This window comes from Epilithonimonas sp. JDS, assembly GCF_021261315.1.
Lineage (GTDB): Bacteria > Bacteroidota > Bacteroidia > Flavobacteriales > Weeksellaceae > Epilithonimonas.
Genome location: NZ_JAJSAX010000001.1, coordinates 1,145,337 through 1,157,194, shown reverse-complemented (window position 1 = coordinate 1,157,194; position 11,858 = coordinate 1,145,337). Strand labels below are relative to the sequence as shown.

Annotated in this window: 8 protein-coding genes; 3 read left to right on the top strand and 5 right to left on the bottom strand. The window is 36.6% G+C overall.

Annotated elements, in window-relative coordinates:
- Positions 1–81 precede the first annotated feature (81 nt).
- Entirely contained in the window at positions 82–984 is a 903-nt protein-coding gene (locus tag LUD75_RS05470) for a GYDIA family GHMP kinase (protein ID WP_232704651.1), read from the top strand.
- Between the two features lie 117 nt (positions 985–1,101).
- Positions 1,102–2,715, top strand: coding sequence for a phosphoenolpyruvate carboxykinase (ATP) (pckA, locus tag LUD75_RS05465; protein ID WP_232704650.1), 1,614 nt, complete (start codon positions 1,102–1,104; stop codon positions 2,713–2,715).
- A gap of 89 nt (positions 2,716–2,804) precedes the next feature.
- Here the strand turns inward: pckA and LUD75_RS05460 are convergent, their stop codons facing one another.
- The 5 genes from LUD75_RS05460 to nadD form a co-directional block, all read right to left on the bottom strand.
- The gene (locus tag LUD75_RS05460) at positions 2,805–5,066 is read right to left on the bottom strand and encodes a TonB-dependent receptor (RefSeq protein WP_232704649.1); all 2,262 of its coding nucleotides are present in this window, start codon (positions 5,064–5,066) and stop codon (positions 2,805–2,807) included.
- Positions 5,067–5,101: 35 nt separating this feature from the next.
- Entirely contained in the window at positions 5,102–7,366 is a 2,265-nt protein-coding gene (locus tag LUD75_RS05455) for an outer membrane beta-barrel family protein (protein WP_232704648.1), read from the bottom strand.
- A 283-nt stretch (positions 7,367–7,649) separates the two neighbouring features.
- Positions 7,650–8,648 carry a 2-hydroxyacid dehydrogenase gene (locus tag LUD75_RS05450; RefSeq protein ID WP_232704647.1) on the bottom strand — a complete coding sequence of 333 codons (999 nt, stop codon included), beginning with the start codon at positions 8,646–8,648 and terminating at the stop codon, positions 7,650–7,652.
- Positions 8,649–8,790: 142 nt separating this feature from the next.
- Entirely contained in the window at positions 8,791–9,132 is a 342-nt protein-coding gene (locus LUD75_RS05445; RefSeq protein WP_232704646.1) for a DUF3817 domain-containing protein, read from the bottom strand.
- A 55-nt stretch (positions 9,133–9,187) separates the two neighbouring features.
- Entirely contained in the window at positions 9,188–9,802 is a 615-nt protein-coding gene (gene nadD / locus LUD75_RS05440; RefSeq protein WP_232704645.1) for a nicotinate (nicotinamide) nucleotide adenylyltransferase, read from the bottom strand.
- Positions 9,803–9,939: 137 nt separating this feature from the next.
- Between nadD and LUD75_RS05435 the strand changes: the two genes are divergently transcribed.
- Positions 9,940–11,856, top strand: coding sequence for a tetratricopeptide repeat protein (locus tag LUD75_RS05435; protein ID WP_232704644.1), 1,917 nt, complete (start codon positions 9,940–9,942; stop codon positions 11,854–11,856).
- The last annotated feature ends 2 nt before the right edge of the window (positions 11,857–11,858 follow it).

Below are 11,858 nucleotides of genomic sequence, written 5' to 3'. Positions count from 1 at the left end.
ATCCATTTTGAGAAGAGCTCCGAAGGAGTGACACCTCATTTTTCTAAAGTTCTTTATAAAAATTAAAATTTAACAGTTCATATGAAGAGAATTTTTTCTCCCGGTAAATTAATGCTTACCTCAGAATATGTCGCTGTAGATGGTGCTCTTGTCCTGGCTGTTCCCACAAAGCTAGGACAAGAGTTTTTTTTTACCGAAGAAAAAGATGGCAAATCATTAATCTACTGGAATGCTTATCATCAGGATCAGTTATGGCTTGAAACGGTCATTGATTATAAAACTTGGACCATCATTAAAACCAATGATCAAAAAGCGTCTGTGTTTATTCTGAAAGTTTTGAAAAATGTTCAGGAACTTTCTGATATTAAATTTAAAAGTGATATTTCTTATCATTTCAAAACCAATCTCCAGTTTCCACCTGATTTTGGATTGGGAAGCAGCTCTACATTAATGAGCAATCTTGGTGAATGGGCAGAAATCGATCCTTTTGTTCTGAATGAAATTAGCCTTGGCGGAAGTGGTTACGACGTTGCGGTGGCAAAGGAAAAGTCCGCGATTCTTTACAGCCGCTTTCCGGAAAGAGTTTATGAGAAAGTGATTTTTGATCCGAAATTTAAAGACGATTTGATCTTTATCCATCTCAATCAAAAACAAGATACACGCGAGGGAATTTCACATTACAGATCAAAGCCGACTTCAACGGAATTAATCAATGAATATTCTGAATTAACCAAAATGATTGTCAAAAGTAAGAATTTGGAAGAATTTTCACAATTGATGACCATTCACGAGCAAAAACTTTCCGATTTTCTCGGAATCCCAACCGTGAAAGAAAAATATTTCCAAAACTGTCCCAGCTTTGTCAAAAGTTTGGGTGCCTGGGGCGGAGATTTCGGTCTCACGTCCAAATTTGGAGATTATGAAGCCTATTTCAAAAAGCAAGGTTTCGATAAAATATTTTCGTGGCGAGAATTAATTAACTGATTGTGAATTAATTATGAATTTTTATTCAACTGATGAAAATCATTGAATTAAAACTTTCATAGTTCGCTGATATTTTTACATTTGTCCCAACACCTTTAATCTTCAAAAAAATTAAAAATGGACAAGCTAAAATCTTATCTTGAACGTCAGGGCATTTTCAATCCCAAAGAAATCTTCCACAACCCAACTTACGAAGAAATTTTCCAGGCAGAAATGGATCCGAAAAATTCCGGTTTTGCCAAAGGAGTTTTGACTAAATCTGGAGCAGTGGCTGTAAAAACGGGCATTTTCACAGGCAGATCTCCAAAAGATAGATACATTGTCAACGACAAAGTTACGCAGGATACGATCTGGTGGGACGGAACCATCAACCGGCCAACAACGGTAGAGGTTTTTGATGAACTGAAAAACATCGTGACCAAAGACCTTTCCGACGAAAGTATTTATGTCATTGATACTTATTGCGGATCAAACGAAGACACCAGGCTGAAAGTAAGATTCGTAACCAAAGTGGCTTGGCAAGCACATTTCGTGATGAATATGTTCATCCGTCCTTCCAATTATGACCTGCAAAATTATGGTGAGCCGGATTTTGTGGTCATCAATTCTTCAGAATCTGTAAATCCAAATTGGGAACAACACGGCTTGAATTCCGAAGTTTTTGTAATGTTTGATCTGACGAAAAAAATGCAGATCATCGGCGGAACATGGTACGGTGGCGAAATGAAAAAAGGAATGTTCGCCATTATGAATTATTACCTTCCGTTGAAAGGAATGGCATCAATGCATTGCTCTGCAAACGTTGGTGAGAAGGGCGATGTTGCGGTTTTTTTCGGACTTTCCGGAACAGGAAAGACAACGCTTTCAGCTGATCCAAAAAGATATTTGATTGGTGATGACGAACACGGCTGGGATAACAATGGCGTTTTCAATTACGAAGGCGGCTGTTATGCGAAAGTGATTGACCTTAGCAAAGAAAAAGAACCCGATATTTACGGCGCCATCAGAAGAGATGCACTTTTGGAAAATGTCATTACTGATGAAGAAGGAAATGTAGATTACACCGACGGATCTATTACGGAAAATACGCGAGTTTCCTATCCAATTTATCATATTAGCAAAATTGTTTTGCCATCAAAAGCTGGTCATGCAAGCAAGATTATTTATCTTTCTGCCGATGCTTTCGGAGTTTTGCCTCCGGTTTCAATTTTGACAGACTGCCAGGCGCAGTATCATTTCCTTTGTGGCTATACCTCGAAATTAGCAGGAACAGAACTTGGCATTACGGAACCGACGCCATCTTTTTCTCCGGCATTTGGCGAAGCATTTTTGACACTTCATCCAACAATGTATTCCAAGACTTTGATTGGTAAAATGAAAGAGCACAATGCAAAAGCTTATCTGGTAAACACAGGTTGGAACGGAACCGGTAAAAGAATTTCTCTAAAAGATACAAGAGCGATCATCGATGCAATCATTGACGGAAGCATTGATAAAGCGGAAACAGACCACGTTCCAATTATGAATCTGGAATTCCCAACTTCTCTTCCGAATGTTTCCGAACATATTCTGGATCCAAGAGATACTTATGAGAATAATTCCGATTGGGAAAAGAAAGCGAAAGATCTGGCTGCGAGATACATTAAATATTTTGAGCAGTTTGCAGATAACGATGAGGCCCGAGATTTGATTCCTTCCGGACCGACTTTGTCAGAAGTTCATCAGCATTAAAATTCATTAAATAAAATCAAAAATCCCGTCTTGTAATAAAACTCGACGGGATTTTCTTTTTGAAAAATTTAACGTGATATATAATGTAGTTATCTGGTGCGGTTTTTTATGTCTTTGTCTGCGCTGTCTATGTCTCTTATTTTCTGGACTTTTTTGTTCCCGAAGTTGTAAGTGATACTGAAGTTGACGCTTTGGTTGTATTGATTCTGATTGATGTAATTGAAGTTTCCATTCTCCTGCTGGTCTGTGATCACCACTTTATTCGTTTTCAGGATATCAAATATTTCCAGATTGAAGGTCCAGTCATTCCAGACTTTTTTGATGCTTGTATCAAGGCTCATCAAAGATTTCAGATATCCGATTTCAATTTGCTGATTATCAACATACCAATAGTTTACGCTTAGGAACCAGGTTTTCTTTTTGTCAAGTCTTACTGTGTTATTGGTTTGAATTAATAAACTGTTAGATTTAATTTTATTCACATAATCCGGGAAAACATCGCCTGTAATTGGATCAGTATTTAGTGAGCCGTTGTTCACATTTCTCTGAACGCCGATGTTGAAATTGGTAGTCAGATATTGTTTGAAGAAGTTTTTCTGCATTCCCAGCATTGCAGACATCTCTTGTTTATCACCGAAATTGGTTCTGATGTATCGCAACTCTTTGGTAGTGACTCCATTTTTTATGACTTCTCTTTGCAAAGGAACTTGAGTAATCACATCTTTCGATAATGAATGATTCACAATAAAGAAATAAGAATTCTTAAACATATAAGTGAACTCGTTCGTATAAACTGAAGATGCTTTCACAAAAGGATTATTCTGAGTGTAATTCACATCGGTCAAAATATTTTTTACCGGATTCAGTTCCCAGAAACTTGGTCTTCTCATCCTGCTGGAGAAAGCGTAAGAAATATTATTCTTATCATTAATTGCATAATTAAGACTTACATACGGCAAAAAATTATTATAATTTCTTTCAACATTACTGAAATCCGCATTGTCGGATTTACCAACACTATTCGTGACTTCATATCTGGAGCCTAATTTTCCGGAGAATTTGTCGGAAAATTTCTTTTCAAGTGTCAGATAAAGTCCATAGATATTTTCGTCGTAGATGAAGTGGTTTGGATTGGAAGAAGGCACGATTTTGTCCAAATCTCCATTGTCTTTATAAGTGTAGATGAAGGTGTCACTTTTTGTATCGTTGTCTGTTTTGGTTTTATTGTAATTTCCTCCGACAGAAACTGTGAGATCATTTTTAAATTTCTTGATGTAATCGCCCAGGAAAGAAAAGTTGTTGATGATCTGAGGTGTACTTTGCGTGATCTGCACCATTCGGTTTCCAATCGTCTGAAATGCATTAGAATTATAAGTGACGTTATCCGCATTTTGAAATCTTTTATAATTAAGATAAGCAGCGTTCAAGTTCAGCTTACTTCCCAATGTATCGGTTTTCCATTCATAGTTCAAGTTCACAGAATTGTTGTAAGAACGGGAGTTTTCCAGATTTTTGGTGTAATTATATTTGATGTTGCTGATGCCGGCAGAATCACTTTTTACGGTGTTGAAGAGATTGGATGTTGAGCCGTAACTTCTGTTTGCCCAAGAGTTGTAGGTCAGGGCCAAGTTGCTGTTGTCATTCAATTGATAATCAATGTTCAAGTAGCCACCTAGATTTTTATTGGGGTCAGAAACTCTACCTTCAGATTGATTGCTAGATCGGTCATTTCCATTACGTAAAATATAATATTGCTCCTGAATATTCTGGCTCATATTGATGTTGGAACTGATCCCTAATTTGTCTTTTCTATAATTAATTGAAAGTCCGGCGTAGGAAGAGTTGTAATAGCTTTGTGAATTTCCCATTCTCATATTTCCGTTCAATCCGTCAGTCATTTTTTTCTTCAGAATGATATTGATGATGCCGTCAGAAGATTCCACTTGATATTCACTTCCTGGAAGCGTAATCACTTCGATTTTCTGAATATTTTCCGCTGGCGTATTTTTCAAAAATTGAGTTAAAGACTCAGCATCCATATTGGTTTTTCTTCCATTGATGAAAATCACGGCGTTGTTTTTTCCAATGATCTTCAAAGTCTTATCGTCAGTCGAAGAAACCAAAGGCGTTTGTTTCAGGATGTTGAAAGCGGTATTTCCTTTAGCAACCGGAGAGGCGGCAACATCGTAAACGAAACGGTCACTTTCCTTTTTGAAGACTTGTTTCGTGAGCGTTACAGCTTCAATATTTTTGGTTACGGCAGAATCTGTTTTTGGTTTTTCCTGAGCGTTCAGATAGATTCCTGAGAAGAGGCTTAATCCTAAAAATAGTTTGGTATTGAGAGTTTTCATAATTTATTTTTTGAGAGTTAAAGTTTTGATAATGATTAAGTTCTGGACTTGATAGCATCGTTCGCAGATTTCACTTCTCTTGCCTTTTTCAGTTTCTGATTTCCGAAGTTGTAAGTCACATTGATGTTCAGTTCTCTGCCATATTTGAAGCTTCTCACGCTGTTGTAACTTCCGTTAGCCTGTGTAGTTCTGATGTCATCGATGTTTGAATTAAGAATATCATTCACTTCTACAAGGAAAGTGAAATTTCCCATAATTTTCTTGATGTTCAGATCCAGACTCTGTTGCGTTCTAAGTTTTCCGATTTCCATTTCTCTGGATGGCATCATCCAGTAATTGATCCCTGCATACCAATCTTTTTTCGATGATAATCTGATCACATTGTTGGCCTGGAAGAACATATTCAATGTTTTGATATCAATCACATAAGGCTGCAATTCTTCTGTGTCTCCTGGAAGTAGTTGCGAAGTTGGATCTTTTGTTACACCGCCGGAGATTGTTGCGTACTCAAAATTGGCGGAATAGTTGGTTGTCCAGATGTCGCCAAACCACGATTTGTTCATTCCCAAAGTCAATCCCAACTGTTTGTTGTTACCATAATTGGTTCTGATGTATCTGAGGAATTTTGATGTAATTTTTACAGGTTGTCCGTCAGATCCAAGGATCGGATTTCCGTTTTCGTCTCTCTGGATTTTTGTTTCAGTTCCCTGCAAAGGCAGTTGGCTGTAGGCATTTTCTGCAAAATTGAAGCTCAAATTAGCATAGAAAGCATTCTTGTACATATAATTGATCTCCTGATTGTAATTCTTTGAAGCCTGCATAAAAGGATTGTTCTGAATGTAATTGCTTGGCGTAAAGTAAGTTCTGGAAGGATTCAGTTGTCCAAAACCAGGTCTTCTTACTCTGCTGGAAAAACTATACGTGATGTTATTATTTTCATTAACGGCATAATTCAAAGTAGCGTAAGGCAACAGATTGTTGTAATTTCTTTCAAAACCGATATCTGATTTTCCTACAACGTCACCCGTGCTGATTGTCGCTTCAAATCTTGTCCCCAACTTTCCACTGAATTTCTCAGAGAATTTTCTTTCGTAAGTGGCATAGGCTCCGATGATATTTTCTTTATAAATGAAGTGATTGGAAAGATTGGTATTAATAACAAAACTATTTCCGATGAAATCATTTTGTCTGGTATCACTGTCCGTATTGGTGAAATTATAGCTTGTTCCGATCGCAAACGTACTTTCATTTCTGAATTTCTTGATGTAATCGATGTTCGCAGCGTAATTATTAATAATCTGAGGAACAGCTTGTTGGAATGCTCTGTAAGTATTTTCCTCACTGACTACGAAAGGAAACGTTTCGCCAAGACTCACTTTATCTCTGTTGAACCACAAATAGGAAACATTTGAACTCAATTTGCTTCCAAGCGTGTCCGTTTTAATTTCATAATTCAAATTAAAATTGTGGTTTCTGGTCTGTGCATCTTCCTGATTGATAGTTCTGTTCGACAGTTGCCCATTTTCAAAATTCGTCATATCCAACACAGAACCGAAACTCTTGTTGTAACGCACGTTATAGCTGAATCCAAGATTCTGTTTTTTATTAATTTCATAATCGATATTGATGCTTCCACCATAATTTTTGTTCGGATCATCCATTGTGCCGACAGACTCATTTCGGAAAGTCGAATCACCGTTGGTCAGCGTGTATTTTTCTCGCTCTCTGTAACTTCCCATATTGAAGTTGGAGTTGAAAGACCATTTGTCCTGTCTCGCATTGAAGGCTATTCCGGAAGAAGGGTTGTTGTAAAAACTTTGGCTGTTGTTCATTTTCAAAGTACCGTTGTAGCCGTTCGTTTTTGATTTTTTCATCACGATGTTAATGACGCCTTCGTTTGCCTCTACTTGAAACTCACTTCCCGGAACAGTCACTACTTCTATTTTCTGAATATTTTCTGAAGGTGTATTTTTCAGCATTTCAGTAATTGCTTCTGCATCCATCAGTGTTCTTTTACCATTGATGTAAAAAACAACGCTGGATTTCCCCATAATTTTGAAAACTTTTCCATCTGTGCTGGACAACATTGGTGTCTGCTGCAAAAGATTGAATGAGTTCGTTCCTTTTGCGATAGGCGAGTTGGCAACATCGTAAACAAATCGGTCAGACTTTTTCACGAAGACTTTTTTACTAAGTTTTACTTCTTCAATATTTTTTGTTTTGGCTGAGTCAGTTTTGGTTTGCTGAGCGGTAATCATTCCTGAGAAAAAAATAACGGCGATGAGGATCTTGGCTTTCATAATTTATTTTTTAAAGTAGTTGGCTTTTATTACTATTTGATATTGCAAAGATATATTATATTATTAGTATTATGCAATACAAAGTAGTAAATAAAAATTAGCTTTGTTTTTAACGCATTGATTATCAGTTATAAAAATTTCTACTCAGTTTATAGATTAGACAATTGAAAGTCAAATTTCATTACATCAAGATTTAAAATAAATAAAAAAACCTCTGCAAATTTTTGCAAAGGCCTAAGTTTCCGCCGATTGAGAACGGAATATTTTTTTTATTAATGAAACTCTACACTAAAACAGCATTCAGATTTTCAAATGTTTCATTTTTGTCAAAGTGAGAAAGACTGGAAAGGGTAGAAGTCGCAATCTGATGCAAAGCTTCCTCCGTGAAAAATGCCTGATGCGCGGTGACCAAAACATTAGGGAAACTCATCAACCGCTGGATTGTGTCATCCTCGATAATCGTGTGGGAAAGATCGCGGAAAAATAATTTCTCTTCCTGCTCGTAAACATCAATTCCGAGATAACCGATGTGTTTGGATTTTAAACCATCGATCACGGCTTTTGTATCAACCAATCCGCCACGGCTGGTGTTGATCAGCATCACATTTTCTTTCATTTTGGAAATGGAATCTTTGTTAATCAGATGATGTGTAGCTTCCATCAGCGGACAATGAAGCGAAATAATATCAGATTCAGAAAGCAGTTTGTCCAAAGAAACATATTCGATTCCCAAACCTTTCAATTCCTGACTTTCTGCAACATCATAAGCTAAAATTTTCGTACCAAATCCCTTAGCAATTTTCGCAAAAGCAGCACCAATATTTCCAGTTCCGATAACACCAATTGTTTTCTGATAAAGGTTGAATCCCATCAGTCCGTTCAAAGAAAAATTCTGTTCACGAACGCGGTTATACGCCTTATGAGTTTTTCGGTTAAGTGTAAGAATCATCGCCATTGCGTGTTCAGCAACAGCTTCTGGAGAATAAGCCGGAACTCTGCAAACGCGCATTCCCAGACGTTTCGCAGCTTCCAAATCTACATTATTAAAACCGGCGCAACGCAGAGCAATATATTTTACCCCTTTTTTGGAAAGTGATTCCAGAACTTCAGCATTCAAAGTATCATTCACGAAAGCGCAAACGGCGTCGGAATGTTCGATGACATTCAAAATATGTGGACCAAGATGCGTTTCGAAATACTCGAGTTCAAAATTGAAATCCTGGTTGACTTTGTCAAAGAATTCTTTGTCGTAAGGTTTGGTGGAGAAGAAGGTGATTTTCATATGCAGATTTTAATTTTTTTCTATGGTCATATGCAATCGCCAGTCTAATTAGTTATTGTATGCAAGATATACAAAAAGCGATTTCATTTCCTAAAGTTAATAAAATCAGTCACAAAAAGACATTTTTACGGATTGATTTTCATCATTGATCCCGATTTTTCTTCGTCAGTTTTTTATCAACCCAAATCGTCGCAAATGGAAAAAAAGCAGCACACAAAGCAAAGATAGAATCCTCATCATCCCAAGAATATATATTTCTAATTGCAGGAAGAAAGATAAGGTAAAGTGTGAAAAATAATCCGTGAATGCTCCCAACAGTACTGATGTACACAATGGCGAAAACACTTTCCGGCTCAAGGCGAATCCAGACCATTGCTGTAAAGAGGAAAAACCACGAAATAGCTTCTGCAACGCAGATTTGTTTAAACCATCTGATGATTTTTTCTTCCGGATATTTTGAGAAATATTTTTCTATGATGTTCATTAAAGCAAAGATAAAAGAATAAAAAGCAAAGAAGTACAGTTAATGACTAAACTCATTATTTATAAAAACTACTTCCATCCAGATACTCAAAAACTTCCGGTGGCAGCATTGGCCTCGTGTTCTTACCAGCTTTTATCATATTTCTGATTTCCGTCGCAGACAATTCTATGATTGGTGCATTGATCTGATGGATGTTTTCGTGTTGTTCAACTGTCCGTCTTAGGCTCTCGAAGACTTCATCTTTTTTCTCTTCACCGAAAATTCTAGGATAAACGATAATTTGATATTTCTCCAAAAGCAATTCGTAGTTTTTCCATTTGTGAAGACTCTCCATATTGTCTTCGCCCATGATTAATGAAAAAGAAAAGTTGGGATATTTTTCGTCTAGATAAGTTAAAGTATCAATTGTGTAACTCGGAACTGGCAGGGAAAATTCGACGTTTGAAGCGCGCATTTTTGGATAATTTTTGATGGCGAGTTGCACCATATCCAGGCGGTTGTGATCCTTGAGCAAAGATTTTTTGTCTTTAAAAGGATTTTGCGGACTCACGACAAACCACAATTCCTCCATATCAGAATTCTCCAAAATGTAATTTCCCAAAATCAAATGTCCAATGTGTATGGGATTAAAAGAGCCGAAAAAAAGTCCGATTTTCTTGTTGTTTTCCAAAGCTGCGAAAGGTTTTGAACTTCAAATTTAGAGAATTAAAAATTCATTCTGAAATCAAATTCTCAATCAGATCGATCATTTTCTCATTTACAGTTTTGATTTTCAAATCAATAAGTTAATTTTGCAGTCAAACACAAATGAAACTTCTCTATTCAATTATTCTAATTGCATCTTTTGCAACTATCTCGGCGCAGAATCCTGCAGCAGATTCGCTGCTGTTGATCCTTAAACAAACCAAAAATATTCATAGTACTACAAAACTTCAGAACCAGATTTCTGAGGCCTATCAATCTTCTGATCCTCACGAGATGCAGAAGTTTGCCAATTTTGCTTTGAAGAATTCTCTTAAAAATAATGATAAAATCCAGCAGGCAAAAGCTCATCAGAATATCGGGATTTCAAATATTATTTTAGGAAACTATCAGCAGGCTGTTGACCAGTTCAACCTTTCAGAAAAAGTAATTGTGAGCTTGAATGATGATTCCAAAAATGTGAAAGAACTTTTAGCCAAAACATTGGGAAGTAAAGGATTGGCGTTTTCTGAGCAGAATCGGTATGCCAAAGCTTTGGATTGTGATCTTCGGGCAATGAGAATCTATGAAGAGTTGGGAAACAGACTTCAATTATCAAAGATTTGCAATAATATCGGCGTGATTTACAATTCCATCGACGATGAAAAAAAGGCACTTCAATATTTCCTAAAAGCTAATCAACAGAAAGAAGAAAATAATCCCGCTGTGGCAGTGAGTGCTTCCAACATTGGATTAATCTATCTCAATCAAAATGATAAAATCAAAGCCAAAAAATATTTTGATGAAAGTTTAATTGGTTTCGAAACCAATCCGAATCCAAGAGGTTTGGGAGAACTTTATAATAATCTAGGCAGATATTATGTTTCAGAAAATCAGTCAGATAAGGCGAAGGAATATTTGATGAAAGCGGAAAAAGCTTTTGAAAGTATCGAAGATCAATTTGGGATTTCTGACACTTTTTTTTTATTGGCTGAAGTTTATTTTGGAGAGAAGAATTTTGATAAATCTTTAGAATTTGCAGACAAAAGTCTGGAGCTGTCAAAAGAATTAGATCTTCCCGAGACGAGAATGAAATGCGAAAAACTGCTTTCCGAAATCTATGACCAAAAGGGAAATCAGCAATTAGCCTTGCTGCATCTCAAAAATTATGATCTCGAAAAAGACAATCTGGAAAAGATTAAAAATGAACAAAAACGCTTAAACACCGAACTCAATTTCCAATACGAAAAATCGCAGCTTGAGAAAAGAGACTCTGCGGAACAAGACCGGCTGAAACTGATTTTGGGATTTTTGATCTTAATTGTTATTCTGGGAAGCTTATTTTTCTATCAAAGAAATAAAGAAAAACAGCAGAAAATATTACTCCAAAAGCAACTCGCCGAGTTCGAGCACAAAGCGTTGCATCTGCAAATGAATCCTCATTTTGTGTTCAATTGTCTGGCTGCGATTTCCTCATTCATTATGCAAAATGGAAAGGCAGATGCGATGAAATATCTTTCCAAATTTTCCAAATTAATGCGTTTAACACTGGAATTTTCGAAAGAATCTGCCATTCCCATTGATAAAGAAATCGAAGCGTTGCAAAATTATCTGGAACTGGAACAGTTGAGATTCAATCAGAAATTTGATTTTAAAATTAATAAAGATTCTGATATTGAGGATGATACGGCGATTCCGACTTTGCTTTTGCAGCCTTATGTAGAAAATGCGATCATCCACGGCGTAGCGCCAAAAGAAGGGAAAGGTTTTATTAAAATCAATTTTTCCCAGAAAGATGACCAGTTGATTTGCACGATTGAAGATGACGGTGTAGGCATAGAATCTTCCAAAGAACTGAAGAAAGATTCGGTGAACGCACATAAGTCGATGGCTTTGGAAATATCTAAAAAACGGCTGGAAACACTGGAGAAAATCGAGAATAAGAAAGTAGGTCTTGAAATCGAAGAATTGAAAGATGCGATTGGCAAAACGCTGGGAACCAAAATAACCCTGAAACTACCGTTGAATTTTATAAAAAACTAAAA

What these genes read in the sequence shown, in the direction of transcription:
- LUD75_RS05445 (WP_232704646.1), bottom strand. Translation starts at nt 9,132, where the DNA reads ATGAACATCATAGAAAAATATTTCTCAAAATATCCGGAAGAAAAAATC.
- pckA (WP_232704650.1), top strand. Translation starts at nt 1,102, where the DNA reads ATGGACAAGCTAAAATCTTATCTTGAACGTCAGGGCATTTTCAATCCC.
- LUD75_RS05455 (WP_232704648.1), bottom strand. Translation starts at nt 7,366, where the DNA reads ATGAAAGCCAAGATCCTCATCGCCGTTATTTTTTTCTCAGGAATGATT.
- LUD75_RS05435 (WP_232704644.1), top strand. Translation starts at nt 9,940, where the DNA reads ATGAAACTTCTCTATTCAATTATTCTAATTGCATCTTTTGCAACTATC.
- LUD75_RS05470 (WP_232704651.1), top strand. Translation starts at nt 82, where the DNA reads ATGAAGAGAATTTTTTCTCCCGGTAAATTAATGCTTACCTCAGAATAT.
- LUD75_RS05450 (WP_232704647.1), bottom strand. Translation starts at nt 8,648, where the DNA reads ATGAAAATCACCTTCTTCTCCACCAAACCTTACGACAAAGAATTCTTT.
- LUD75_RS05460 (WP_232704649.1), bottom strand. Translation starts at nt 5,066, where the DNA reads ATGAAAACTCTCAATACCAAACTATTTTTAGGATTAAGCCTCTTCTCA.